This is a genomic window from Agrobacterium sp. CG674, from assembly GCF_053521645.1.
The window spans coordinates 269,636-296,286 of the sequence record NZ_JBNWDZ010000005.1 but is presented as its reverse complement, the minus strand read 5'-3'; the positions used below and the strand labels follow the sequence as shown (position 1 = coordinate 296,286).

The window sequence follows — 26,651 nt, the reverse complement described above, 5'->3', positions numbered from 1 at the left end:
CGATAACGAAAAAGGCCGCGACATCTCTCAGCCGCGGCCTTTTCTCAATCTGTCGTTTTAGCAGGTATCAGGCAACGGCTCTTGCCAGAGCGCAACGCGACCAGAGCTGGTGCAATGCACCCACAAGACGCTCCAGATCAGCATCGCTGTGCAATGGCGTCGGCGTAATACGCAGGCGTTCTGTCTTGCGCGGCACCGTCGGATAGTTGATTGGCTGAACGTAAACGCCGTGATCGTCCAGAAGAATATCGGAAATCCATTTGCACTTGGCCGCATCGCCCACCATCACAGGCACAATGTGGCTTGGATTGTGAATGTGTGGAATGCCGCTGGAATCCAGCATCTGCCGCAAGGTGCGCACCCGCTCCTGATGGCGAACCCGCTCAAACGGGCTGGCCTTCAAATGCCGGATCGAGGCGACCGCACCGGCAGCGAGAGACGGCGGCAGTGCGGTTGTAAAGATAAAGCCTGAGGCGAAAGACCGGATGAAATCACACAGCGCATGAGAGGCTGCGATATAGCCGCCCATGACGCCAAAAGCCTTGCCAAGTGTGCCTTCGATAATCGTGAGGCGATCCATCAAACCTTCGCGTTCGGCAATACCGCCGCCACGTGGGCCGTACATGCCAACGGCATGCACTTCATCGAGATAGGTCATCGCGCCATATTGGTCAGCCAGATCGCAGATTTCCTCGATCGGCGAAATATCGCCATCCATGGAGTAGACCGATTCGAAGGCAATCAGCTTCGGCGCTGCCGGGTCGGCAACCTTCAGCTTGGCTTCGAGGTCCTGAAGATCATTGTGCTTCCAGATCACCTTCTCACAACGACCGTACCGGATGCCTTCAATCATGGAGGCATGGTTCAGGGCATCGGAAAAAATGATCAGGCCAGGAATCTTCTGGCCAAGCGTGCCGAGCGTCGCCCAGTTGGAAATGTAGCCGGAAGTAAAGACGAGCGCCGACTCTTTTCCATGCAGGTCCGCGAGCTCGCGCTCAAGCTGAACATGATGGTGGTTGGTGCCCGAGATATTCCGGGTGCCTCCCGCACCCGCGCCACAGTGATCGATGGCGGCTTTCATCGCCTCCACGACTTTGGGGTTCTGGCCCATGCCGAGATAGTCGTTTGAGCACCAGACAGTTACGTCCTGCTTGTCGCCATTGGCGGTGTAGCGCGTTGCCCGAGGGAAATTTCCCTGCTGCCGCTCAAGGTCGGCAAACACGCGGTATCGACCCTCCGAATGCAAACCATCCAGTTCGGTCTTGAAATATGCCTCGAAGTCCATTCCACGCTCCAGAATTCTTAACAGACGTTGTCGGCTCACCTCCTTGAACCGTCAACCCCATCAACGCGGTTTGTCGAAAACTGCGTCAATTCGCCCCTACATTTGAACCATTCTAAGCATAACTATAAGATAATTGGTAAACCGCAAAATTGATTCATATCAAACCAGCGGCAAAATGGAACTTTTTCCGCTGCACCCCGTTCAGCAGTCACAATCGATTGGGGATGGGGAGCGTTGCCTGCCAAGGGGGCTTCCATAAGAACATTCGACTTGTTAGATATCTGTTGCGGTCGGAGGTAGCAGTCGCCGCAGATAACCCATGGGACGCCTACCAAAAGAGCTAGAAAAGCTCGAATGTAACGTTGGAGAGAGTTCATGAAAAAGGCTATTATTTTTGCCGTCATCGGTTTGACGCTTGCAGGCTGCACGCAGACTGAAAAGGGCGCATCGATTGGTGCAGTTTCCGGCGCGGTCATCGGCGGCGCAGTCACCGGCAACGTACGCGGCGCAGCCGTCGGCGCAGCAATCGGTGGCGTTGGTGGTGCGTTGATCGGCAATGCTTCCGAGCCAGGCTACTGCTACTACCGCGACCAGTACGGTCAGCGTTACACGGCTCGTTGCCGCTAATTACGCCTTTATTGGCACAGAAAGAAGCCCCGGTTCGCCGGGGCTTTTGCGTTTGCAGGGCCCAAAGTGTGCTTTTTCAGGTGCCATATCATTAAGTTTATGATTAAACTTGAATATTAACGGACGGGAAACCACTGGCTTCGATAGTACATGTTCAACCATAAAGAAGCGTATGCCAAAACGACGGACTGACCCAAAGATGAGTATTGCGTTCTGGAAGGCTGGCACCGCGATGGCGGTTGCGGCATCAATCGTAATGTATCCAGGCTTCGCTCGTAACGCCTACGCTTTCAAGATATTTGGCATCACGCTTTTCGGCTCCGATGAGGAAGAGCAACAGGTTCTCGATCCGGTCACCTTTGCGGTTACCCTCAATGCACCGGGGGCCGACACGAAGCTTGAGCAGAGCCTTAACAACAGTTCCCTTCTGGCAGCCGAGCCGGAAAAACCGGCATCGGGCGATCTTGGTCTTCTGATTCGCGCGCGTGATGACCGTGAGAGATTGGTCGCGGCACTTTATGAAAACGCCCGCTATGGCGGAACCGTCAAGATTACCGTGGCCGGACAGGATATTGATTCGATACCACCCAACCCGACATTCAATCGCTCCGCGCCTGTGCCTGTCGTCATCGACGTGACACCCGGCCCGGTGTTTACGCTGGGCAATGTCAGGCTGGAGGGGGACGTTGCAGGACGGGATCTGGAGCAATACGGCCTTGTCACCGGCGGTGATGCCGGATCGCTGGCCATAATCAAAGCAGGCAACAAACTGGTCGAAGACCTGAAGGCTGAAGGTCGCCCGCTTGCGGAGCTGACCACGCGCCAGGCCGTCGCCAACCATGCCAACAATTCGGTCGATCTGACCATGGCCGCGGAAGGTGGACCTGTCGCACCGCTTGGCGATGTCTCCATCAAAGGCCCACGCACTGTGGATGCAGACTTCATCCGGCGGTATTCGCGGCTCAATGGTGGCGAGGCCTATTCCCCGGAGAAATTGCGCAAGGCAGCAGACCGTCTGCGCAAACTCAGCGTCTTTTCCAGCGTCAGCATTAAGGAAGCCTCCGCACTGGCTCCGAACGGATCAATACCGCTGACGATTGAAGTGTCGGAGGGAAAGCACCGCTATCTGGGCGTCGGCGCTCAATACTCGACCACCGAAGGCATTGGCCTGCAAGGCTATTGGGGCCATCGCAATCTGTTCGGACGGGCCGAATCACTGCGCATCGAAGGTGCGGTATCGCGCCTGGGCGAGGCCTCCAACGCAAAGGATATGGATTATTCGGCAGGGATAATCTTTACCAAGCCCGGCGTCATCACGCCGGAAACGACGTTTACGGCAAGCCTCAAGGCCAAGACCGAGCATCCCTATAGCTATGATGCCCGATCCGTCACCGGTTATGCGGGCTTTTCCTATGAGTTCAACGATTACGACACCGCCTCCGCCGGATTTGAAGTGGAATGGACCGATACTGACGATGCGTTCGGCAACAACCAGTATCTGACGACATCCGTTCCGCTGGAGTTTGTGCGCGACATGCGCGACGACAAGCTGAACCCGACCGAGGGCTTCAGGGCAGCGGTGTCAGCCAAGCCCAGTTTTGAAGCCTTGAACGGCACGATCTTCTCGACCTTCGAAGGCTCCACGACTGGATATAAGGGGCTAGGATCAGACGATCAGGTGGTGCTCGCGGGCAAAATCGCAGGCGGCGTGCTGATCGGGGCAAGCTCGCTGGAAGATGTACCCGCCACTCGGCGCTTTTATGCCGGCGGCGGCGGCTCGGTTCGCGGCTACAGCTATCAGGAAATTTCGCCCTATAATGATGCGGGCGAGGCAACCGGCGGACGCTCTTACGTCGTCAGCTCGGTGGAAGCGCGCATAAAGGTCACGGAAACGATCGGACTGGTTCCTTTCGTCGATGCCGGTGTCGTCTCGTCGGACTTCGCACCTGATTTTTCCGACTTCCGCGCCGGTGCGGGTCTCGGACTTCGATACGCAACGCCATTCGGACCCTTGCGTCTTGATGTCGCCATGCCGCTCAAGAAATATGAGGGTGGAAGCAGCTTTGGCATTTATGCCGGCATTGGCCAGTCCTTCTAGGACAGCAGCCTTTCGCAACCAGCAGAGTGATAACACTTGATGACCGCATTGATCCGATTGTTGACCTCAATCATCTACGTCGCGCTTGGCGTCGTGGGTCTGCTGTTGGTGGCAGTCCTCCTCGTCGGCCTGACACCGACAGGCGCGCAATTTGCGGCATCACGGGTGTCATCGCTCATTTCCTCACCGGATCAAACAATAACCCTTTCCGCGCCATCAGGCCTGCTGACGGGCAATCTTCGTCTGGCGCAGGTCACTGTTGCAGACCGTGAAGGCACCTATGCGCAATTGAACGGCGTGGAGGTGGACTGGGCGCCTCTGGACTTGTTGCGCGGCACGTTTCACGCACACCGTATCAGCGCTGCGAATATCAGCCTCGACAGAGCGCCGGTTCCACCCAGCGAACCGCAGCCGGAAAGTTCAGGCGGTTTTTCTCTCCCCGTCGAGGTCGCCATCGATGATCTGGCATTGCCGGATATTAGGCTCGGCGAAAAACTCGCTGGCCGCGCATTCGAGCTAGCCGCCAAAGGTCAGGGCACGGCAACAAGCAGCAAGATCACACTTCTTCTGACCGCCAATCGCAAGGATGAGCCGAACGCACTGGTCAAGGCCGATATTGTTTTTGCGCCTGAAGACAATGTGCTGAAGCTTGATGCCTCTGTGAGTGAACCGCAAGGCGGCTTGCTGGCAACCCTTCTGCGCTTGCCGGACGCGCCAGCCGTTGCGCTGGACCTGAAGGGCCAGGGCGCACTTTCCGACTGGACAGGAACGCTGACTGGCAATGTCGCAGGCAACCCGGTGCTTGACGTGACGGGTCGCCATCAACTCCTGAGCGACAGCACGCGGCGGCTCGAACTCCATGGCGGTGGACAGCCTGACATGCTGCTGCCACCACTTCTGCGCCAGCTGTTTGAAGGCCAGACGAAGCTTGACCTTGCAGCCAGCATCGCACCTGGCGGACGCATCAGCGTTGAAAGCGGAAATCTTGAAACAGGCAAGCTTTTGCTGACAGCATCCGGCGCCATCGATCAGCAGGGCCAGAATGATCTCTCGGCCAATCTGATCGGCACGAATGGGCCTGTCGACATCCGTCTGCCGCTCGAGGGCGGCGAGATTGCAGCGCTCGTCAACGGCATTGACCTTTCCCTGCGCGGCAATGCCACAGCGGCAAAGCTTGGCCTGTCCGCATCTCTGCGCTCGCTGGCTGCTCCCCAGGGCCGTGTGGAAGACGTGAAGCTAACCGCAAGCAGTGACGATCTCAATCTGGCCAGCCAGACGGGGACGGTCAAGACATCGCTCAGCATTGCGCAATCCGCCATGACCGCACCAGACCTGGAAAGAGCGATCAAGGCCCCATTGACGCTGAATGCGCCGTTGCGCATTTCCCCGCAGACCATCGCATTCGAAGGTGCGACACTGGAAAGTGCGAGCATCGGCGGCACCGGCAGCGGCACCTATGACCTCACGGCCAGAACCATCGCGACAAATCTTCGCCTATTCGTGCTTCCCGCTGTTCTGCCGCCAGCCCTTGCTGAGAAATTCGACACGACCATAGCCATCGATGCCTATGTGAACAGCACGATCGGGGGCCGCACCAGCGTTGAGAATCTCGTCGTCAAATCCGGCACGCTGGAGGCCAATGGCGATGTTGCGCTTGAAAACGGCAATGTCGCAGCGAAGCTCGGCGGGCGATTGCCAGCGCTCGAAAAGCTGACACCTCAGGCATCCGGTGCCCTTGGATTTTCGCTCGAAGCTCAGGGACCACTCACCGCGGCCGATTTCCAGCTGAGCCTCAATTCGGCCAAAGCGACGCTGGCAGGCCGCGCGCTGGAGGCGCTGAACGTTTCTGCGAGCGGAAAAGCCGACTTCAACGCTCCCCAGGCAAAGCTGCAGGCAAGCGGTTCGCTGGATGGTCAGGTCATCGATGCAACGGGCGAACTCATTCAGGGCGAAAACGGAACCGCCATTCCGCAGCTCAACGTTACGGTCGGGCGCAATGTGCTGACCGGCCAGCTTCAGTTCACACCCGACTTCCTCCCAAGCGGCAAACTCGCCTTGGACTTCCCGGACCTTTCGCTTCTGGCGGCGCTTGCAGCGCAGCAGGCCAACGGAGATATCAAAGGCAATGTTGAGCTATCCAATGCGGGCGGAAAAATAGCGGCCATCATCAGCGCGTCCGGTGACGCCGTTGGACAGGGTACGGCAGCCGTTTCAAAATTCGTGGCCAACCTCAAGGTGGACGATCTGCAAGCACTCGCCGTCAACGGCACGGTGCAGGCACAAGCTATCAATGCCGGTGCTGTCGCCATTTCGGGCTTGAACCTTGATATCAACCACTCAGGCACGGCCACGGCCTTCGACCTCAATGCCCGATATGACAACGCACCGCTGATCCTGAAGGGCAGCGCCGATACGGGCGGTGGCGCCATCGCGGTCAAGATCGATGCCTTGTCGGCCACGCCGCTCGGCATTCCGGTCAAGCTCGCCCAGCCGACAGCCATCGCAGTCGAGGCAGGGTCTGCGCGCCTGTCAGGTATTGTCATTCAGACCGGCAACGGACGCGTTGAGGTCAGCGGCACGGCCGGATCGACCCTTAATCTGAATACCAATATTCGCGCTCTCCCCGCCAATCTGGCGAATGCGTTTTCTCCCGGCCTTGATGCAGCCGGAACAATTTCCGGCACAGTCGTCGCCAAGGGACCGGCATCCGATCCTGCTGTCGATTATGATCTGACATGGTCCGACGCGGCAGTCAGCCAGACGCGTGCTGCTGGGCTCGGGGCTCTCGGCATCAAGGCCAATGGCCGCTTTGCTGGCGGTACGCTGCGCCTCGACACCAATGTGACCGGACAAGGCGGTCTCGCCCTTTCCGGTGGTGGCACGCTGGGTGTTGGCGGCAACCGGCCCATTGCCATGGCCTTCCGGGGCAACCTGCCCTTCGGGGCAGTCGCCGCGCAAACCGCCGCACAAGGCTTTGATGTTGAAGGCAAGGCGTCGCTCGATGTCAAAATCGACGGCACTCTCGCCGCCCCGCTCATCAGCGGTAGCGTGACGACCGACGGCACGCGCGTGACGGATGTGCGCAGAAACCTCACGGTCAACAATCTGGGCGCTACGATCAATTTCCAGCGCGATCAGGCAACGATCTCCCGCCTGACAGGCAAATTGGCTGGCGGCGGCACCGTTTCAGGTACGGGTTCGGTTGGCATCATGCCCGGTTCCGGCTTTCCGGCTGACCTGACGATCACGCTCAATCGCGCCGCCTATAATGACGGTACGTTGTTCACAACCGTTGCCAGCGGCACATTGACGCTCAAGGGTCCTGTTTTGAACGGACCTGTTCTGGGGGGCACGATCACACTTGAAAAAAGTGCGATCACAATTCCGGAACGCCTGCCGGCTTCCCTTTCCCAGATCAACATCAAACACAAGAATGCGCCGCCAGCCGTTCGGGCACAGGACCGGGAAATCAATTCCGACAAGGGTGGCTCTGGCAGCTCCTCTCCCATAGCGCTCGATCTTCAGATCAACGCGCCCAGCGGCATATTCGTACGTGGACGCGGTATCGATGCCGAGTTGACGGGCAGCCTGACGGTACGCGGCACAGCGGCTGCTCCCGCCGTTTCCGGCGGCTTTGAAATGAAGCGTGGCCGACTGGAAATCCTGACCCGCCGCCTCGATTTCACCACCGGCGATATAACCTTTGGCGGCGGCCTCGTGCCGGTTCTCAACATGGCGGCGGAATCGACCGCAGGTTCGACCACAGTCACCGTATCGGTGACAGGGAACGCCAATGATCCGGCATTCGGCTTTACCTCGTCCCCTGCCCTTCCGCAGGACGAGGTCATGGCGCAGCTAATTTTCGGCCAATCCATGTCGAAGCTCTCCGCCTTGCAGATTGCCCGGCTGGCAGATGCTGCAGGGCAACTGGCGGGTGGGCGGTCCACATCGCTGTTTGATAGCCTGCGCAGCAATCTTGGTATCGACGATCTCGATATCTCCACCGACTCCGAGGGTCAGGCAAGGGTCTCGGCGGGCAAGTATCTCAATGACAAGACCTATCTGGAACTGGAACAAAGCGGCAGTTCCGGTGCAAAGGCCATCATCAATCTGGATGTCGGGCGCGGCGTGAAGCTCCGCGGCGAGGCAGGCGGCGATGGCGAAGGTGCGGCGGGCATATTCTACGAAAAAGAATATTGATAGGCAGAAACGCGCCAGCGGAAGACTTCCGCATGGCGCATATATTCTGAGAACTTGTTAACGCAGTTTAGATTTGAGAAACATATTTCTGTTAACACTGAACGGATGAAGCCGGGACCATCATTCCGGTTGTTCGTACACCAGGCAGGAAGCCAAAGTCCGGATACGCTAGCGTCGGTGCGCTTGCACAGCCCAGAACAAAGATTGGGAAGAATTCTGATGGTTACGATTACTTCAACAAACTTCGGCGGCGATACCCTCGAGATTATCGCATTTCGTCTGCACGATCAGGAGTTCTGCGTCAAAACGACCACGATCCGTGAGATCCGCGGCTGGGCTCCTTCCACCCCTCTTCCGCATGCACCGAAGGACGTCATCGGCGTCATGAACCTTCGCGGCTCGGTTATTCCAATTATCGATCTCGCCTACAAGCTTGGCATGAAGAGCACCGTTGCCAATGAGCGCAGCGCGATTGTCGTGGCAGAAGTTCATAACATGGTCATCGGCATGCTGGTGGACCGCGTTTCCGACATTCTGACCATTCCTGCAAGCCAGGTTCAGCCGGTTCCGGAAGTGTCCGCATCGTTCGACAAGTCCTTCTCCGAAGGCATCATTGCCAATGAGCATGGCATGATCTGCTTCCTCAACCTCGCCAAGATGTTCAAGGGCTCGGATCTGGACGATCTGGCCGCATAAGCACCAGGCTCCACAGGAACTTCACTATCAAAAACGCTGCCCGACAACGGGCGGCGTTTTTTTGTTTTCGCGAAATAAAATGAGAAAGTTATCGAATATAACTATAGACTAAAACTAATAAAAATATGAATAAATTCGATTGCTATCAATCTATACTTATTTTGACTAACTAATAAATCGAAAATTAATGCAGGTGATGTCTAATGCAACCTAGAAGACGTAAGAAGCTGATAACTCTACGAAACGCACGCGGCTACTGATGTGTACTGCCGCAGCATGACCGTTTATTGGGAGACCATATGCTTTGGCTTGGGAAAAACGCGGATGCCCGCCACGTTCTGGAAGCTCTATCGAGCTCTCAAGCCGTGATCGAGTTCGACCTAAAAGGTAACATCCTCCACGCGAACAAGAATTTCTGTTCCGCACTGGGGTATGAACTTTCCGAAATCGTTGGCAAGCATCACCGCATATTCTGCGACAAGGACTATGTCACCTCTCCAACATATGCCAATTTCTGGGCATCCCTCGCCAAAGGCAAATATGATGCCGGTGAGTACAAGCGCATCCGCAAGGATGGCAGCGAGGCATGGATCGAAGCGTCCTACAATCCGGTTTTCCGTGGCGGACGCCCCTACAAAGTCGTCAAGACTGCAACCGTCATTACCGAGAAAAAGGTCAGGGCTGCGGAAGACAACAGCAAATTGGAAGCGATTTCCCGCTCACAAGCAGTTATCGAATTCACACCGACGGGTGAAATCATCACCGCAAATGAGAATTTTTGCGGCACTCTGAGATACAGCCTCAACGAGATAGTGGGAAAACATCATAGAATTTTCTGCGACCCTGCCTACACCGCCTCTAGCAAATATCCAGAGTTCTGGAGCCGTCTAGCTGCGGGTGAGTTCATTTCCGATGAATTCGTACGTTTTGGAAAAAACGGTGAGGAGGTCTGGATTCAAGCCGCTTACAATCCGATTATCGACAGCAGCGGCAAAGTCCTCAAGGTCGTCAAATTCGCAACGGATGTCACGCCACGCATGAGCGCCATATCCACATTGGGCGAAGCGCTTCGCATGCTGGCAGATGGTGAGCTGCGCCAGCACCTCGACAAGCCCTTTGTTCCCAGCATGGAAAAGCTGAGGGCGGATTTCAACGACGTGATCGAAAAACTGCGCTCCACGATGCAGACCGTCGCGCACAATTCCGCAACCATTGCCTCCGGTTCGGCAGAAATCCGCACAGGTGCAGACCAACTGGCCACCCGCACAGAGCAGCAAGCGGCTTCGCTTGAAGAAACGGCGGCGGCACTGGAAGAGATTACCACGGCGGTCAAAGATTCGAGCATGCGGGCCGATGAGGCTGGAAAGCTTGTGGTCTCCACCAAGAAAAGCGCTGAAGTGTCAGGTGCTATCGTGCACCGCGCTATCGGAGCCATGGACGAGATTTCCCAATCTTCCGGCCAGATCACCAACATCATCGGCGTCATCGACGACATCGCCTTCCAGACCAACCTTTTGGCGCTGAACGCTGGCGTAGAAGCAGCAAGAGCGGGTGAGGCTGGCAAGGGCTTTGCGGTGGTTGCGCAGGAAGTGCGTGAGCTGGCGCAACGCTCGGCAAGTGCCGCTAAGGAAATCAAGAACCTCATCAACACCTCGCGCCAACAGGTCGCCAACGGTGTCAATCTTGTTGGCCAGACAGGCGATGCCCTGAAAGACATCGTCAATCAGGTCGGGCTCATTGAAATGAATGTTTCCGCTATCGTCGACGCATCAAAAGAACAGGCAAACGGCCTGGCTGAGATCAACGATGCGGTCAACCTGATGGACCAGGCGACGCAGAAAAATGCTGCGATGGTGGAAGAAACCACGGCGGCAAGCCATGGTCTGGCGCGTGAAGCAGAAAGTCTTCGTCAGCTGCTACTCCAGTTCAATGTGGGCAACGACACATCGCGCGCGTCACAATCCACGCCAGTTGCGCCACCAAAGGCGCCATCGAGGCCCAGACTGGCTGCTGCCTCCCGGGGATCTGCCGCGGCGGCTCCGCAATGGTCCGAGTTCTGAACCAACCGAACCCATAAAAAAAGGCGGCCTCAAAGCCGCCTTTTCCCGTTTTAAAGTGCCTGCACGATCAGGTGAACAGAACGAATGTCTTCTGTAGGGTGATCCAGATACCCCAGACGATCGGAATACCGACCACTGCCCAGGCAATCAGGGCCTTGGCGTCAAAGCCGCCCTTGCCGATGCCGAAGGAGCCTGTTGGACCGCTGCTGGCAGCACTCGTCTTGGCCTGAAGGGCTGCGACTTCCTCGTCGGACATGTACCACTTGTCTTCAAGCGGCTTGACCATGAGGTTGGCGATAAGACCCAGCACCAGCATTCCTGCCAGAATATACATCGTGAAATCGTAGACCTGGGCGCGCGGAATGCCCGCAGCGATCTGTGCTTCACGAATGTAGTTGACGACGACAGGACCAATGATACCCGCTGTTGCCCATGCCGTCAGCAGACGACCGTGGATCGCGCCGACAAACTGCGTGCCGAAGATATCGGCAAGGTAAGCCGGGATCGTCGCAAAGCCACCGCCATACATCGAAACGATGATGCAAAGCATGCCGACAAACAGCGCCTTGTTGCCAAGACCTGCAGCCCATGGCGACAGGGCGTAAAGGAAGATGCCCAGCGCAAAGAACGTGAAGTAGGTTGCCTTGCGGCCGATGCGGTCGGAAAGCGACGCCCAGAAGAAACGACCAGCAATGTTGAAGACAGACAGCAAACCAGTGAAGCCAGCCGCAATCGCTGCGATCTGACCCAGTTGCTCGGGCGTCAGATCTGCAAACTTCACGTCCGGAAGACCGATCAGCGAACCAGCGAAGATTTCCTGCAGCATGGGCGATGCCATGCCGAGAACGCCGATACCAGCCGAAACGTTGAGGCAGAGAACCAGCCAGATCATCCAGAACTGCTTCGTCTTGTGCGCGTTCTTGAGGTGCACGTGACGTGTGGTGATCATGGAGTTCTTGGCAGCAGGTGCAGTCCAGCCTTCAGGCTTCCAGCCAGCAGGAGGAATGCGGTAGCCAAATGCACCAGCCATCATGAACACGAAATAGATCGCCGCCATCACGAGGAAGGTTTCCCACACGCCGATGGAAACATCGGTGCGGAAATGGCGCATCAGTGCATCCGCAAGCGGTGCACCAATCATCGCGCCGCCACCAAAGCCCATGATGGCCATGCCGGTCGCCATGCCGCGACGGTCAGGGAACCACTTGATAAGGGTCGATACGGGGGAGATATAGCCAAGACCAAGGCCGATACCGCCGATGACACCGGCGCCGAACCACATCAGCCACAGCTGGTGCGTCATGATGCCGACAGCCGCAATGGCCATGCCACCGCACCAGCAGATAGCCGAGACGAAACCTGCCTTGCGCGGGCCAGCGCGTTCCAGCCAGCCGCCCCAGATGGCAGCCGAGCAGCCAAGCAGAACGAAGAATAGGGTGTAGATCCAGCCAAGGTCGCTGACGCGCCAGTCGCAGGTCGTCGTAAACAGTGCAGAGGCCAGATTGAGATCGGCGCAGGCAACTGTCGAGGTAATGCCGATGGCCTTGGTCAAAGGCAGCCAGAACACCGAGAAGCCATAAGCCATGCCGATGCAAAGGTGAATGGCAAGCGCTGCCGGTGGAACCAGCCAGCGGTTGAAGCCAGGTTTTGCGATAATTCTTTCGCGGTCCAGAAGACCTGCACCCGCAGCCCCCGGCGCGAATGTTTCGTTCGTCGCAGTCATTGTGTGTCCCTCCATTCACGACGTAAGGCCGTGAATTTCGATGTTGTTATTCGTCTCGTGGTCGGCCGCGCGGCCTGCAAGAACAAGCAGGCCACGCTGTTTTCCATCCGAAACAATGTCCCAAGCCCACAGACCGGATTGCGCGGGCGGCTCCTTCTTCGGGACGCTCACACGCAAAGGCCATTTGTGTTGCCGACAACAACACAGCAAATTGCATGCCAGATTATAAAGTCATACATTTCAATGGGATGAGAATAAAGCTATCAAGCCGTCAGACAACTTGTCCACGTTGCTGCGACAAAATGTCCATAATTCCGCTTGGATTTCGCCGTATTTGATGCCGCTGAAACGGGGCACCCGGCGTCAAATGGCCTGCGGGAGCCAGATGGTGAACACCGTGCCGGAGCTAGGCGCACTTTCCACACTGATCTCCCCGCCCTGGCGCGCAACCAGCATCTGACTAACGGAAAGACCAAGGCCGGTGCCTTCCTGTTGTTTGGTCGTGAAGAACGGATCGAAAATCCGGTTCACAACGTCTTCGGCCATTCCGACGCCCGTATCGGTGACAGTGACCGCCACGCCGCGAGAGCCATGACGTTCCTCATCCCGGCTTCCAAGCGTCAGCGTTCCGCCTTGCGGCATGGCATGGGCCGCATTGACGATGAGGTTGACCAGCACCTGCTGAAGCTCCGTGCGGTTCATTGCCAGAAGCCCGCTCGCTTCGTCTTTTCTGACAACGTCGATGCCTGCGCGACCCAGCACATGTTTGACCAGTGGCATGCAATCGGAGATGACCGCTTCGGGGCTTTGCCGCTCAACATAGCCTGCGAACTCTTCAGGCCGTGCAAATTGCAGCAATTTGCCAACAATACGGCTGATGCGATCGACCTGCTCGTCAATCAGATTGAACTCGGTCCTGGCAACATCCGCCTGCCCGCCCAGCATGCTGCGTGCGACTTCCAGATTGCCCTGAATGACGGCGATGGGATTGTTGATTTCATGCGCAACGCCTGCGGTGATCTCGCCAATCGTCGCCAGCTTTTCTGACATGACGAGCTGCTTCGTCGTCGCTTCAAGACGCAGATTGGCAAGTTCAAGCTCCTGCGTCCGCTCTCCCACGCGTCCGTTCAGCTCCTCGTTCCACGCCCTCAGCTCGCCCTCGCGCTGTTGCAGCCGTGCCAGCAACTCATCCAGATGCACCGCAACCTGCCCGATTTCATCGCCAGTCGGGGCCAAACCGGTACGAGCTCCCAGGTCGCCGTCATCAACCCTGGAGATTGTCTGCGTCATGCGCTCCAGCGGTTTGAAAATGCCGCGCGCCCATCGCAGGAAAACCGGAATACTGATGATGGTTATGCCAAGAAACGCAGCAATGACCGAACTCAAGGTTTCATATTTTGCACTGGCAAAGGGCGCCTCCAGAAAGCCGACATAGAGCATGCCGATGCGCTTGCCGTAACTATCCACCAGCGGTTCATAGGCGGAAATATACCAGTCGTTGACGACGAAGGCGCTGTCGAGCCATACCTGTCCAGCACCCAGCACGGCGCTACGCACAGCCTCCGACACGCGCGTTCCCAAAGCGCGGCGATTCTCAAACAGCCGAACATTGGTGCTGACGCGGACATCATCCAGAAAAAGTGTTGCGGTTCCCTGACTTCCCTCGGGCAAACTGGCTTGCCGATAGACGAGGTCATTGATCGTATCGATGAAATCAAGGTTCTGATTGAGAAGCCTGCCGCCAACCAGCACGCGCGCGGGAGCGCCCTCAAGACGCAGCGGGCTTGCCGCATGGATCATCATACCCCGCGTTTCAAACGTTCCGCCACCTTGCGTCTGTGGCGCAGACACAAGCTCGATACGCGCACGCTCCGCCAGCATCGGAGAAAGCGCGGCCATATCTTGCCCTGAGAAGACATCCAATGCGTAGGATGCCTTCCCACCAAGCGCGGTTGCCCGCACGGGCCAATCCACACGGGTATTCTGCGCCTCAGCTCCGGCACTTGCAGAGACATAGCCATTGCCATCCACAACCAGCAGAAAATCGAGCCCCAGCTTTTTACGTTTTTCTTCCAGAAGGCTCGCGAGCCGCGCAGCATCGCCAGTCTCGACGACATCGCGTAGCTCGGCCGAATTGGTAGTGGCTTCCAGTCGCTCTCCCGTATTTTCGAGAATTGTTGCCAGATATTGATGCGCGAGCGTAAGATCGCTGCTGACCTTGGTGATCAACAGCGCGTCGAACTTGCCACTCCACCGCGACATTGTAACACCGAGGAGAAGCGGCAAAATGACGAGCGTCGGCAAAAGGGCAATCGCCAGAAGCCGGAAACGAACCGATTTCAACGTTTCAAAAAGGGTTGAGATACCGTCTTTTCTAGCCATGCCAGGACGACATTTTGCGATCGATGGTCTTGCGGGAGATGCCGAGACGCCGCGATGCCTCATCCCTGTTGCCCGCCACGTCGCTCAAAACAGCTAAAATATGGCGGCGCTCGACATCTTCCAACGTGCCGGTTGGCGCAGCCACAGGTGCCGCACCTCGCAAATCCATCGGGAAGCGACCGAGAATGAGGCTGCGCTCAATGAAGTTGCGGAGCTCACGGACGTTGCCGGGCCAATGATAGGCCAGCAACATGGCACGCACCGTATCATCAATGGCAACCGGCGGCATGCCGAGCTGCCGCGAGAGCTTATGCATGAAGAGGTCAGTTAGCTCGATGACATCGCGCTCACGGTCGCGCAGTGGTGCGAGATAGATCTCCATCACGTTGATGCGGTAAAACAGATCCGCACGGAAGCGGCCCTTTTCCACATCCGCTGCCAGATCCGCATTGGTGGCGAAGATGAAGCGTATATCGACGGGCACTTCCCGCTCGGCACCAACAGGGCGCACCTTGCGATCCTCGATCACACGCAGGAGCTTGCTTTGCAAAGCGGGTGGCATCTCGCCAATTTCATCCAGAAACAGAGTTCCGCCCTGCGCGTGCAGAAACAAACCTTCCCGCCGCGTCTCGGCGCCGGTGAAAGCGCCTTTGACGTGACCGAACAATTCGGTTTCGAGCATATCGGCCGGAATGGCCGCGCAGTTGATCGGCACGAAAGGCTTGCCGGCGCGGTCGGATAGTTCATGAATGGAGCGCGCCAGCACCTCCTTGCCGGTGCCGGACTCCCCCGTTAGCAAAACCGAGGTCGGGAGCGGTGCCACACGGCTGATCATATCGCGCGTCTGCTGAATGGTCGCGGAACTGCCGACGAGCCGATCACGCAGGAAAAGATGATCTGAAGCTGTTTTCAATTGATATTTCAATGCGGAATTCTCACGCTGCAGATTGGAGCGGTCGAGAGTGCGTGAGATTGCATTGAGGATCTGATTGGAACGGAACGGCTTCAACACGAAATCTGCCGCACCGGCACGAATTGCCTGAATGGCCGTGTCGAGATCCGCAAAGGCCGTCATCAGAATGGCATCGGCGTAAAAGCCGATGGCCCTTTGTTCAGCCAGCCATTCCAACCCGGTTTTTTTTGGCATGATATTATCAAGAATGACGATATCGAAATGCCGCTCATCCATTTTCTTCGTCGCTTCAGCCGTGTCTGCGGCCTCATCCACGAAAGCGCAACGGACCTCGAGTGTCCGCATCAGAAAATTGCGCATTCCCGGCTCATCATCGACGATGAGAATAGAGGCTTTGGCAAGCCACGGCCCAAAATCAGTCTCAGACAATGCCACCCTCATCTCCGCGTTGACGTCATGCTGCATTGTGCTCTCCCGACACCCCGCATGGGGGTTCGTTGGCCGGGCCTAAGGACCGTTTCGAGTTGACGAATATCAAAGCTCTACGGGTTTGCAAAATGAATGATGGGTCCTGTCCAGCTATAAGCTTTCAGCACCATCGAGCGTGATGCGGTCAGGCCGCGTGAAAATCTCTAGATCCTCACCCCGCAACAGTGCCACCAGTGTCATTCCTGCCTCTTGCGCCGTTTCAATGGCCAGAGCAGTTGGCGCTGAAACCGCTGCCAGAACGGGGCTGCCGAGGATGGCCGCCTTCTGCACCATCTCGACCGAGATACGGCTTGTTACGACAACCGCTCCCTCGCTCCCTCTTTCGCCGTTGCGCAAGACAGCGCCTGCGAGCTTGTCCAATGCATTGTGCCGCCCAACGTCCTCGCGCGCTGCGATGAGACCCTTTGCAGGACTGTAAAAGGCAGCGCCATGCACCGCCCGCGTCTGGCGAAAGATGGGCTGCGCTCCCTGTAGCGCATCCATGGCAGCAACCAGATCATTCACACTGAGCGACATTTGATGATTGGACACATCCGCGACAGTCCGAACCGCCTGCTCTATCGACTCAATACCACACAACCCGCAGCCCACAGGCCCCGCCATCTGTCGGCGGCGCGTCCGCAATGCGTCCGCCTGCTCATCGAAGAGCGTAATCTGGACATCAAAACCCTTCTCGCTTCTGATCACATCGATGGCTTCAATCTGGCTGGCTTGAACGATAATGCCCTCCGTCAGGCTGAAGCCGACCGCGAAATCCTCAAGATCGACAGGCGATGCCATCATCACAGCATGGGTGGAGCCACCATAGGAGAAGGCGACAGGCACTTCTTCGGCGACATTGCGGTCACCAGTCGTTACCAGACCATCGCGCTTGGATATCCGCTTAACCGATTGATAGGCTGACAATGCCGACATGTTCAAACCTCTGTTGGCTGGAAGAAAGGGAATGAGGGTCGCTTTTGCTAAACTTCACGCGGTCAAAAAACCAGTATGTGTAGCCATTGCGCGAAAACTGACACGTCAAATGACCTGAAACCAATGGCCGACCCAAAATACAAAAAAGCGGCCCGAAGGCCGCTTGAGGTTTATTCGCTTGTGGACGGCATTCTTAAGAACCCGCCCGGTGCTTTCAAGCGGCGACGAGAACCTCATGAAGGTTCGTCAACTCATAAAGGTGTTTCTCGAGCTTGGTCAGGTGCTCGTGATGATGACTTCCGTCCTGAATTTCAGCACGCGCCGCATCGATGCGCTTCTGCAAATCATCAGGCGTGATGTCGTCGGCAGATGTTGCAGATTCGGCGAGCAGCGTGCAGCCGCTCTGAACGATGTCTGCGAAGCCACCGAAAACGACGTATTTATGCGTCTCGCCGGTTGCGGTCTTAAGCGTCACGAGGCCTGGCTTGATGGTGGTCATCACAGGCGCATGGTTCGGCAGAACTGTCATTTCGCCAAGCGTGGCCGGAATGACAACTTCAGTGACCGTCTCGGATACGAGCAGACGCTCGGGAGAAACAAGTTCGAATTTGAAAGTGTCGGCCATGGCTATTCACTTCTTCTTTGTTGCGCGACAGACAAGGGCGCGTGGTTGGCCGCGCGCCCTTTTGTTGGATTAGGCGACTTCAGCAGCCATCTTCTTTGCCTTTTCGATGGCTTCTTCCATCGAACCGACCATGTAGAAGGCAGCTTCTGGCAGGTGGTCATACTCGCCGTTAACGAGACCCTTGAAGCCCTTGATCGTGTCTTCGAGAGCAACCAGCTTACCAGGCGCGCCAGTGAAGATTTCGGCCACGAAGAACGGCTGGGACAGGAAGCGTTCGATCTTACGAGCGCGCGCAACGGCCAGACGGTCTTCTTCAGACAGTTCATCCATACCAAGGATGGCGATGATGTCCTGGAGAGCCTTGTAGCGCTGCAGGGTCATCTGAACCTTACGGGCAACTTCATAGTGCTCTTCGCCAACGATCAGCGGGTCGAGCATGCGCGACGTGGAGTCGAGCGGGTCAACAGCAGGGTAGATACCCTTTTCGGCGATCGAACGCGACAGAACCGTCGTTGCGTCCAAGTGGGCGAACGATGTTGCTGGCGCTGGGTCGGTCAAGTCGTCGGCAGGGACGTAAATGGCCTGAACCGAAGTGATAGAACCCTTCGTCGTTGTCGTGATGCGTTCCTGCATCTGGCCCATGTCGGTTGCCAGCGTTGGCTGATAACCCACAGCGGAAGGAATACGACCCAGAAGAGCCGACACTTCGGAACCAGCCTGCGTGAAGCGGAAGATGTTGTCCACGAAGAACAGAACGTCCTGGCCCTTGTCGCGGAAGTCTTCAGCGATGGTCAGACCGGTCAGAGCAACGCGAGCGCGCGCACCTGGCGGTTCGTTCATCTGGCCGTAAACGAGCGCAGCCTTGGAGCCTTCGCCGCCGCCATGCTTGTTCACGCCGGATTCGATCATTTCGTGGTAAAGGTCGTTGCCTTCGCGGGTACGTTCACCGACGCCAGCGAATACCGAGTAACCACCGTGCGCCTTGGCGACGTTGTTGATCAGTTCCATGATCAGAACGGTCTTGCCAACGCCAGCTCCGCCGAACAGACCGATCTTACCACCCTTTGCGTAAGGAGCGAGAAGGTCGACGACCTTAATGCCCGTTACCAGGATCTGGCCATCGGTGGACTGCTCAACATAGGAAGGCGCTTCCTGGTGGATAGCGCGCATGCCGGATGTGACCAGAGGACCTGCTTCGTCAACGGGCTCGCCGATGACGTTCATGATACGACCGAGCGTCTCAGGACCGACAGGCACAGTGATAGGAGCGCCCGTATCACGGACCGCCTGACCGCGAACCAGACCTTCGGTCGAGTCCATGGCGATTGTACGCACGACGTTTTCGCCGAGGTGCTGAGCGACTTCGAGAACCAGACGGTTGCCGTTGTTGTCAGTTTCAACCGCGTTCAGGATCGCAGGCAGGTCGCCTTCGAACGCCACGTCGACAACAGCGCCGATAACCTGCGTAACCTTGCCGGTCGCGCCAGTGATCGATGCGGTTTTCTTTGGGGTAGCTGCCTTAGCCATTATCCTTACCCTCTTTCCTTAACCTCAGAGCGCTTCCGCGCCCGAAATGATTTCAATCAGTTCCTTGGTGATCTGAGCCTGGCGCTGACGGTTATAGGAAAGCGTCAGCTTGTTGATCATTTCACCGGCGTTGCGCGTGGCATTATCCATCGCGCTCATCTTGGCACCCATTTCGCCAGCAACGTTTTCGAGCAGAGCCCGGAAAACCTGAACCGAAATGTTGCGCGGAATAAGGTCTTCCAGAATGGAAGCCGCATCCGGCTCGTATTCGTAAATCGCTGTCTTTGCAGACTGTTCGGCCTCGACCGCAGGAGCCGCAGCAGGAATGAGCTGCAGACCTGTCGGGATCTGGCTGATCACCGATTTGAACTCGGAATAGATCAGAGTGCAGACATCGAATTCACCGGCGTTGAAACGCGCAATGATCTTCTTTGCTATACCATCGGCATTCTCGAAACCGACCCGCTTCACCTCACGCAGTTCAATGCGCTCGATGATGTTGGATGCGAATTCGCGACGCAGGCTATCGTAGCCTTTTTTGCCGACAGTCATGATCTTGACCGTCTTGCCTTCTGCGATCAGCTTACGGGCACGATCACGGGCAAAGCGGGAAATCTGCGCATTGAAACCACCGCAAAGACCACGGTCGGCAGTGCAGACGACGAGCAGATGCACGTCGTCCTTGCCCGTACCGGTCATCAGAAGCGGAGCAACATCTGCCTCAACCGCCTGAGCGATATTGGCAAGAACGGCGCCCATGCGCTGCGAATAAGGCCGGGCGGCCTCCGCAGCTTCCTGGGCGCGCCGAAGCTTCGCCGCGGCGACCATTTTCATCGCCTTGGTAATCTTCTGCGTCGCCTTTACGGAGGCAATGCGGTTTTTCAGATCCTTTAGTGAAGGCATCCGTTATCCGTCCCAGTCACGAGTCTAATCAGGAGAAAGACTTGGCGAAGTTCTCAAGAGCAGTCTTCAACTTGCTCTTGGTGTCGTCGCTGACAGCCTTTTCCGTGCGGATTGTGTCGAGAATGTCCTTACCTTCCGAACGGAGGTAAGACAGCAGACCCTGCTCGAACTTGCTGATGTCGGAAACAGCGACCTTGTCCAGGTAACCGTTCACACCAGCGAAGATCACCGCAACCTGCTCTTCCGTCTTGAGCGGAGAGAACTGTGGCTGCTTGAGCAATTCCGTCAGACGTGCACCACGGTTCAGCAAGCGCTGTGTGGAGGCGTCAAGGTCGGAACCGAACTGGGCGAACGCTGCCATTTCGCGATACTGGGCAAGCTCGCCCTTGATCGAACCGGCAACCTGCTTCATGGCCTTGATCTGGGCGGCAGAACCAACGCGAGACACCGACAGACCGACGTTAACAGCCGGACGGATACCCTGATAGAACAGGTCGGTTTCAAGGAAGATCTGGCCGTCGGTGATCGAGATCACGTTGGTCGGAATAAACGCGGAAACGTCGTTACCCTGCGTTTCGATGACAGGCAGAGCTGTCAGCGAACCATTACCAGCATCGTCGCCCATCTTGGCGGCGCGCTCGAGAAGACGCGAGTGAAGGTAGAAAACGTCACCAGGGTAAGCTTCGCGGCCCGGAGGACGACGCAGAAGAAGCGACATCTGACGGTAGGCAACAGCCTGCTTGGAAAGGTCATCGTAACCGATCAGCGCGTGCTGGCCGTTGTCACGGAAATATTCGCCCATCGCGCAACCGGCAAATGGTGCCAGATACTGCATTGGAGCAGGATCGGAAGCCGTTGCAGCAACGATGATGGAGTACTGCAGAGCGCCACGCTCTTCCAGAACCTTCACGAACTGCGCAACAGTCGAACGCTTCTGACCGATGGCCACGTAAACGCAGTACAGCTTTTCGCTGTCAGGACCATTGTCGTGAATGGCCTTCTGGTTCAGGATCGTGTCCAGAATGATGGCTGTCTTGCCGGTCTGACGGTCACCGATGACAAGCTCGCGCTGGCCACGACCGACAGGAATGAGAGCATCGATAGCCTTGAGGCCTGTCGACATTGGCTCATGAACCGACTTACGCGGAATGATACCAGGAGCCTTCACGTCAACGCGCGAACGGCGCGTAGCGTTGATTGGGCCCTTGCCGTCAATCGGATTACCGAGAGCGTCGACAACGCGGCCGAGAAGCTCTGGACCAACAGGAACGTCAACGATAGCGCCGGTCCGCTTAACGGTGTCGCCTTCCTTGATGTCACGGTCAGAACCGAAAATAACAACACCAACGTTGTCGTTTTCGAGGTTCAGGGCCATGCCGCGAATGCCGCCTGGGAATTCGACCATTTCACCGGCCTGGACATTGTCGAGGCCGTAAACGCGCGCAATACCGTCACCGACGGAAAGCACCTGGCCGACTTCCGAGACTTCTGCCTCGTTGCCGAAATTTTTGATCTGGTCTTTTAGAATTGCGGAAATTTCCGCGGCGCGGATATCCATCAGCCAACCTCTTTCAGTGCAAGCTTAAGGGTGGAAAGTTTGGTGCGAAGAGACGTGTCTGTCTGGCGTGAACCAACCTTGACGATAAGACCGCCAAGAATGGATGGATCGATGGTCAAAGCGACCTTCACATCCTTACCAGTAACGCTCTTCAGCGCCGCCTTCAGTTCAGTTTCCTGCGCTTCATCCAGCGCATGGGCCGAGGTAACCTCGGCTGTAATCTCACCGCGATGTGCGGCAACGAATTCACGATAGGCAACGATCATGCCGGGAATGGCAAACAGACGGCGATTGCCAGCAACGACCTTTAGAAAATTTGCAGCAAGGCCGGAAATACCAGCCTTCTCTGTAATGGCAGCAATCGCACTCGACTGCTCCTTTGCCGAAAAGACCGGGCTCGTAACCAGTCGCTTCAGATCATCGCTCTCATTGAGCATGGCCTGAAACTTGTCGAGGTCGGCACCAACCGGTTCTACGACACCAGCTCCCAAGGCAAGCTCGAAAAGCGACGACGCATACCTTTCCGCTACACCGGATGTTCCATGGGAGGTATCTGCCACGGGCACTCTTTCCCTGCTAATCGTCCAAGAAAGGGGAGCTGATTCATCAGCTTTCCAAATTCTTGAAATCGTTTCAATTTCCCCGAAAAAGGCCGGAATTCCCCCCTGCCTTATCTCGATTTCGCGGTCCGTCTAGCATAGGACGCTGGGACTCGCAACACGCGTAGTAACGGAAACTGTCTTTTGGGCAAGAGGGTTGGCGTTTAATTTTCTGAGTTCCGGCAAAAAAGCACGTGAATAAGGACAAGTTCTCGTCAGGCAGCGTCTCAGACCAGTCCAAACACATAGATCAAAGGCAGTGCAGCGAGGAAAAGGTGGACAACCATAAGTAGGCAATTGCGCACAGTTGGGCCACCATCAGACAGAATCGACAGCACCGCTCCGAAGGTCGCCAGCGCAAAAGTCGCTCCAAATGCCAGGTAGACCATAGGCTGTGCCAGAAGAAGCGCACTTGCGCCAAAGCCCAGATAGGAGCCGCCAAGCGATGAGCGAAGCAGGACGAGACCGTCTCGGCGATCAGACATGTAGCTCAGGCCGAACATCCGAAAGGTCAGCCCCGGCGCAAACATCACGACAAGGCCGATGACCGCAGATATGGCAGCAGCCAAAAAGGCCAGTTGCTCACCAAACTCGGTCGGAAAATAGAATTCCATGTGGTCTCCCCAAATAGCGTTTTCCTGCCGCCTTATGGCATGCCGCATGGATGATCGGAAGAATCCTAGAGAAAACTTTGTGGATCGATGTCAACCTGGACATGGATCGAGCCGCGCTCTTTCGGTCCGCTGCCCAGCATGGCGCGCATGAAGGACTGCATGTCAGAATTTCTCTTGCCATGCACCAGCAGGCGGAACCGGTATCGCCCCCGGATCAGCGCAAGCGGCGCTTCGGCGGGCCCAAGCAACATGATGCCCGCAGCGGGCGGCGCCGCTGCGCGCAAGCCGCGCGCATGTGTTTCGGCCTCGCCGCGCGTATCGGCTGATACAATGACAGATGCGAGCCTGCCGAATGGCGGCAACAGCGCCTTTTCCCGCTCGATCACTTCCCGCTCATAAAAGGCGGCGGCATCGCCCGAAACGATGGCCTGCATGACGGGATGTTGTGGCTGGTATGTCTGTAAAAGACCATGGCTTTTGAGGCCGGTTCGGCCTGCGCGGCCCGTCACCTGCGAGAGAAGCTGAAACGTGCGCTCGGCAGCCCGTGGATCGCCATTGGCAAGCCCGATATCCGCGTCGACAATGCCGACCAGCGTCATCAAGGGAAAGTTATGTCCCTTGGCGACAAGCTGTGTGCCGATGACGATATCCGCCTCGCCTTTGACGATGGCTTCCAGTTCCAGCCGCAGGCGCTTGACGCCCATGAGATCGGAAGACAGCACGATGGTCCGCGCCTCAGGGAAGTGCTTTTCCACCTCCTCGGCAATACGCTCCACCCCGGGACCACAGGCCGCCAGGTGATCGAAGGTGCCACATTCCGGGCAATGATCCGGGGTTGGCTGGTTGTGGCCGCATTGGTGGCACTGAAGTTGGCTGCGAAACCGGTGCTCGACCAGCCAGCTGGAACATTGGGGGCACTGGAAGCGATGGCCGCAGACACGGCACAGCGTGAGCGGGGCGTAACCACGGCGGTTCAGAAACAGCAGGGATTGCTCACCCTTTTCCAGCGTCTTGGCAATGCCGCGCAACAGCACCGGCGATAGAAATCCACCTTTCTCCGGCGGGTGACGGCGCATATCGACCAGATGAAGATCCGGCATCGCCGCATCGCCAAACCGCGTGTGTAGATGGATGGTATTGTAGCGGCCCGATGTGCCATTGACCTGACTTTCCACCGATGGCGTGGCAGACACCAGCACCACGGGGAAATCGGCTATGCGCGCGCGCACCACCGCCATGTCCCGCGCATTGTAATAGACGCGGTCTTCCTGCTTGTAGGCAGGGTCGTGCTCTTCATCGACAATGATGAGGCCAAGATTATCGAAGGGCAGGAAAAGAGCCGAGCGCGCACCTGCGACCACCCGCACCTCACCCGTCACCGTCTGCCGCCAGACTTTCTCACGCATACGCGGTGAAATATCCGAATGCCATTCCGCCGGTTTGGAACCGAAGCGATCCTGAAAACGGTCAAGAAAGGACGCTGTCAGCGCGATTTCCGGCAGCAGAATCAACACCTGCTTGCCCTGCCTCAATGTCTCGGCAACGGCCTCGAAATAGACCTCGGTCTTGCCGGAACCCGTCACGCCATCAATCAACGAAACGGCAAAACCGCCCTTTCTCACATCCTCCAGAATTTCGGATGCGGCCTGCTTCTGCGGACCTTCCAGCCGGGGTTCGGTATAGTCAGGGTCCGGCTCTGCCACGACGGCGGGCGCGGGCAGAAAAACGGTTTCGAAAATGCCCTGCTTGGCCAGACCATCGATAACGCTGGTGGACACACCGGCTGCATTGGCAAGACCGCTTTTGGTCCAGGCGGTGCCTTCAGCCGCAAGGGAAAGCACCCGCTCTCGTGCTGGCGTCGAACGTTCCGGGCGCGCTTCCGTCAACCGCATGCCTTCGATCATCGGTTCGGGATCGAAGGCCGCAGGCGCACGCAGCGCCATGCGCGCCACCAGACCCGGCGGTGAGAGTGTGTAGGCCGCAACCCAGTCTATGAAACGGCGCATTTCCGCGCGCATGGGCGGGCAATCGAAGGTCTTTGTGATGGGCCGAAGCTTTTTGGGATCGACAGACGCCCCGTCGCTCTTATCCCAGACCACGCCAATGACCTGTCGCGGGCCCAGTGGCACCTGCACGATAGAACCAGGCTCGACGACCATATCCGCTGGCACCGCATAGCTGTAGGGTCCGGGCGCGGGCAATGGCACCAGAACGGGTACAGCCGACACAGGGTCAGCCAAGGCGGGCTTGCGCTGATCAAACAGCGCCCCGAACAGATCGGTCGATTCTTTTGCCATGATGCTGGCGACAATGCCCTCTGGAGGTGGAAAAGGGAACCTTTAGCGCAACGAACCGAAAATCGGAATCGATTTTCAAAGAGCGCTATCTTCCTTTTGGATGAGCCCACCTCATGCTTTTAACCAAATGCAGACAACGATCATATAGAGTCTGTTTGACATTATGGGATATACGCCTTGGAAGAAATCCTCACCTTTGCCGATCCGGAACTCCTAAGCGAGCGGCAAGCCTGGTTGTCATCGCTGGAGGGCGAACGGCGGCTGGCGGACAATACGCTGGAAGCCTATGAGCGCGATACACGCCAATATCTCATCTTCATGACGGGCTATATCGGCCATCCGACTCGCATCAAGGATATCACCAATCTGCGGCCCGTCGATCTTCGCGCCTTTCTGGCATCCCGGCGAAAGGAAGGTGCGGGCGCCCGCTCACTCGGCCGCCACCTCGCTGGCCTGCGGTCTTTCCTGCGCTATCTGGAAAAGAAGGGCATTGTGAATGCTGCGGGCGCAACCGCCATGCGCTCGCCAAAACAGCCCAAATCCTTGCCCAAACCGCTGACGGACCGTCAGGCGCTGGAAATCACCACAGCAGACGCACAATTGGCAGAGGAGCCATGGATTGCAGCGCGCAACGCAGCCGTTCTGGCGCTGCTCTATGGCTGCGGCCTGCGCATTTCAGAAGCACTCAATTTGACACCCGCCGATCTGACCTCGGGAACCCGCAGCCTGCGCGTGACGGGCAAGGGCAACAAGATGCGCATCGTGCCGCTTCTGCCGGTGGTTCTGGAGGCCGTGGAAGCGTATAGCAAACTCTGCCCCTATCACGTGGCCCCGAACGAGCCGCTGTTTCTTGGCGCGCGAGGCGGCAAGCTTCAGCCAGCGATCATCCAGCGGGAAATGCAGAAATTGCGCGGCGCATTCGGCCTGCCGGACAATGCCACGCCGCATGCCCTGCGCCATTCCTTCGCCACCCATCTTCTGGCGGGCGGAGGCGATCTGCGCACCATTCAGGAATTGTTGGGCCACGCCAGCCTTTCCACAACGCAGATCTATACGGGTGTCGATACGGCAAGATTGCTGGAGATTTACGATAACGCCCACCCTCGCGCTTAAGGCGAGGCTTGCTGGCGATGCTTAAGA

The 26,651-nt window shown here is 57.2% G+C and carries 18 protein-coding genes; 6 read left to right on the top strand and 12 right to left on the bottom strand.

Annotation, left to right across the window (positions count from 1 at the left end; all coding sequences use genetic code 11):
- Window positions 1–67: 67 nt before the first annotated feature.
- On the bottom strand, window positions 68–1,285 hold the full coding sequence (gene hemA / locus ACQZ51_RS16200; protein WP_448778685.1) for a 5-aminolevulinate synthase: 1,218 nt from the start codon (window positions 1,283–1,285) through the stop codon (window positions 68–70).
- 375 nt (window positions 1,286–1,660) lie between these two features.
- Between hemA and ACQZ51_RS16195 the strand changes: the two genes are divergently transcribed.
- From ACQZ51_RS16195 to ACQZ51_RS16175, 5 genes are all read left to right on the top strand, one after another.
- Window positions 1,661–1,912, top strand: a complete 252-nt coding sequence (locus ACQZ51_RS16195; protein WP_042620082.1) for a YMGG-like glycine zipper-containing protein — start codon at window positions 1,661–1,663, stop codon at window positions 1,910–1,912.
- 172 nt (window positions 1,913–2,084) lie between these two features.
- Window positions 2,085–4,010, top strand: coding sequence for an autotransporter assembly complex protein TamA (locus ACQZ51_RS16190; RefSeq protein ID WP_448778684.1), 1,926 nt, complete (start codon window positions 2,085–2,087; stop codon window positions 4,008–4,010).
- A gap of 39 nt (window positions 4,011–4,049) precedes the next feature.
- Window positions 4,050–8,210: a translocation/assembly module TamB domain-containing protein gene (locus ACQZ51_RS16185; protein ID WP_448778682.1), complete on the top strand. Its 4,161-nt coding sequence runs from the start codon at window positions 4,050–4,052 to the stop codon at window positions 8,208–8,210.
- A 219-nt stretch (window positions 8,211–8,429) separates the two neighbouring features.
- The gene (locus ACQZ51_RS16180) at window positions 8,430–8,906 is read left to right on the top strand and encodes a chemotaxis protein CheW (protein ID WP_042620080.1); all 477 of its coding nucleotides are present in this window, start codon (window positions 8,430–8,432) and stop codon (window positions 8,904–8,906) included.
- A 299-nt stretch (window positions 8,907–9,205) separates the two neighbouring features.
- Window positions 9,206–10,966 carry a methyl-accepting chemotaxis protein gene (locus tag ACQZ51_RS16175; protein ID WP_448778679.1) on the top strand — a complete coding sequence of 587 codons (1,761 nt, stop codon included), beginning with the start codon at window positions 9,206–9,208 and terminating at the stop codon, window positions 10,964–10,966.
- 67 nt (window positions 10,967–11,033) lie between these two features.
- On the opposite strand, the gene ACQZ51_RS16170 is transcribed toward ACQZ51_RS16175, so the two are convergent.
- From ACQZ51_RS16170 to ACQZ51_RS16120, 11 genes are all read right to left on the bottom strand, one after another.
- Window positions 11,034–12,689 carry an OFA family MFS transporter gene (locus ACQZ51_RS16170; RefSeq protein ID WP_448778677.1) on the bottom strand — a complete coding sequence of 552 codons (1,656 nt, stop codon included), beginning with the start codon at window positions 12,687–12,689 and terminating at the stop codon, window positions 11,034–11,036.
- 363 nt (window positions 12,690–13,052) lie between these two features.
- Entirely contained in the window at window positions 13,053–15,071 is a 2,019-nt protein-coding gene (locus tag ACQZ51_RS16165; protein WP_448778675.1) for a sensor histidine kinase, read from the bottom strand.
- A complete protein-coding gene (locus ACQZ51_RS16160; protein ID WP_448778673.1) occupies window positions 15,064–16,449 on the bottom strand; it encodes a sigma-54-dependent transcriptional regulator in 1,386 nt (461 codons plus the stop codon). Before ACQZ51_RS16160 ends, ACQZ51_RS16165 begins: the two co-directional genes overlap by 8 nt.
- Window positions 16,450–16,563: 114 nt before the next feature.
- Window positions 16,564–17,388, bottom strand: coding sequence for a formate dehydrogenase accessory sulfurtransferase FdhD (gene fdhD, locus ACQZ51_RS16155; protein ID WP_448778671.1), 825 nt, complete (start codon window positions 17,386–17,388; stop codon window positions 16,564–16,566).
- Window positions 17,389–17,602: 214 nt separating this feature from the next.
- Window positions 17,603–18,013: a F0F1 ATP synthase subunit epsilon gene (locus ACQZ51_RS16150; RefSeq protein WP_448778670.1), complete on the bottom strand. Its 411-nt coding sequence runs from the start codon at window positions 18,011–18,013 to the stop codon at window positions 17,603–17,605.
- A 69-nt stretch (window positions 18,014–18,082) separates the two neighbouring features.
- Complete coding sequence (gene atpD, locus ACQZ51_RS16145) at window positions 18,083–19,540, bottom strand: F0F1 ATP synthase subunit beta (RefSeq protein WP_448778669.1); 1,458 nt, start codon at window positions 19,538–19,540, stop codon at window positions 18,083–18,085.
- Window positions 19,541–19,564: 24 nt separating this feature from the next.
- The gene (locus ACQZ51_RS16140) at window positions 19,565–20,443 is read right to left on the bottom strand and encodes a F0F1 ATP synthase subunit gamma (protein WP_042620072.1); all 879 of its coding nucleotides are present in this window, start codon (window positions 20,441–20,443) and stop codon (window positions 19,565–19,567) included.
- 28 nt (window positions 20,444–20,471) lie between these two features.
- Window positions 20,472–22,001 (bottom strand): F0F1 ATP synthase subunit alpha, encoded by a 1,530-nt coding sequence (gene atpA / locus ACQZ51_RS16135; RefSeq protein WP_448778667.1) that lies wholly within the window; start codon window positions 21,999–22,001, stop codon window positions 20,472–20,474.
- Entirely contained in the window at window positions 22,001–22,567 is a 567-nt protein-coding gene (locus tag ACQZ51_RS16130; protein WP_202905942.1) for a F0F1 ATP synthase subunit delta, read from the bottom strand. Before ACQZ51_RS16130 ends, atpA begins: the two co-directional genes overlap by 1 nt.
- A 260-nt stretch (window positions 22,568–22,827) precedes the next feature.
- Entirely contained in the window at window positions 22,828–23,214 is a 387-nt protein-coding gene (locus ACQZ51_RS16125; protein WP_448778665.1) for an AGROH133_08824 family phage infection protein, read from the bottom strand.
- 65 nt (window positions 23,215–23,279) lie between these two features.
- Window positions 23,280–25,511, bottom strand: coding sequence for a primosomal protein N' (locus ACQZ51_RS16120; protein WP_448778663.1), 2,232 nt, complete (start codon window positions 25,509–25,511; stop codon window positions 23,280–23,282).
- Window positions 25,512–25,688: 177 nt separating this feature from the next.
- On the opposite strand from ACQZ51_RS16120, the gene ACQZ51_RS16115 reads away from it, so the two are divergent.
- Entirely contained in the window at window positions 25,689–26,624 is a 936-nt protein-coding gene (locus ACQZ51_RS16115; RefSeq protein WP_448778662.1) for a tyrosine recombinase XerC, read from the top strand.
- Window positions 26,625–26,651 lie beyond the last annotated feature (27 nt).

Excerpts from the sequence above, each read along its gene's own strand:
- hemA (WP_448778685.1), bottom strand. The coding sequence starts at position 1,285 with ATGGACTTCGAGGCATATTTCAAGACCGAACTGGATGGTTTGCATTCG.
- ACQZ51_RS16195 (WP_042620082.1), top strand. The coding sequence starts at position 1,661 with ATGAAAAAGGCTATTATTTTTGCCGTCATCGGTTTGACGCTTGCAGGC.
- ACQZ51_RS16190 (WP_448778684.1), top strand. The coding sequence starts at position 2,085 with ATGCCAAAACGACGGACTGACCCAAAGATGAGTATTGCGTTCTGGAAG.
- ACQZ51_RS16185 (WP_448778682.1), top strand. The coding sequence starts at position 4,050 with ATGACCGCATTGATCCGATTGTTGACCTCAATCATCTACGTCGCGCTT.
- ACQZ51_RS16180 (WP_042620080.1), top strand. The coding sequence starts at position 8,430 with ATGGTTACGATTACTTCAACAAACTTCGGCGGCGATACCCTCGAGATT.
- ACQZ51_RS16175 (WP_448778679.1), top strand. The coding sequence starts at position 9,206 with ATGCTTTGGCTTGGGAAAAACGCGGATGCCCGCCACGTTCTGGAAGCT.
- ACQZ51_RS16170 (WP_448778677.1), bottom strand. The coding sequence starts at position 12,689 with ATGACTGCGACGAACGAAACATTCGCGCCGGGGGCTGCGGGTGCAGGT.
- ACQZ51_RS16165 (WP_448778675.1), bottom strand. The coding sequence starts at position 15,071 with ATGGCTAGAAAAGACGGTATCTCAACCCTTTTTGAAACGTTGAAATCG.
- ACQZ51_RS16160 (WP_448778673.1), bottom strand. The coding sequence starts at position 16,449 with ATGCAGCATGACGTCAACGCGGAGATGAGGGTGGCATTGTCTGAGACT.
- fdhD (WP_448778671.1), bottom strand. The coding sequence starts at position 17,388 with ATGTCGGCATTGTCAGCCTATCAATCGGTTAAGCGGATATCCAAGCGC.
- ACQZ51_RS16150 (WP_448778670.1), bottom strand. The coding sequence starts at position 18,013 with ATGGCCGACACTTTCAAATTCGAACTTGTTTCTCCCGAGCGTCTGCTC.
- atpD (WP_448778669.1), bottom strand. The coding sequence starts at position 19,540 with ATGGCTAAGGCAGCTACCCCAAAGAAAACCGCATCGATCACTGGCGCG.
- ACQZ51_RS16140 (WP_042620072.1), bottom strand. The coding sequence starts at position 20,443 with ATGCCTTCACTAAAGGATCTGAAAAACCGCATTGCCTCCGTAAAGGCG.
- atpA (WP_448778667.1), bottom strand. The coding sequence starts at position 22,001 with ATGGATATCCGCGCCGCGGAAATTTCCGCAATTCTAAAAGACCAGATC.
- ACQZ51_RS16125 (WP_448778665.1), bottom strand. The coding sequence starts at position 23,214 with ATGGAATTCTATTTTCCGACCGAGTTTGGTGAGCAACTGGCCTTTTTG.
- ACQZ51_RS16120 (WP_448778663.1), bottom strand. The coding sequence starts at position 25,511 with ATGGCAAAAGAATCGACCGATCTGTTCGGGGCGCTGTTTGATCAGCGC.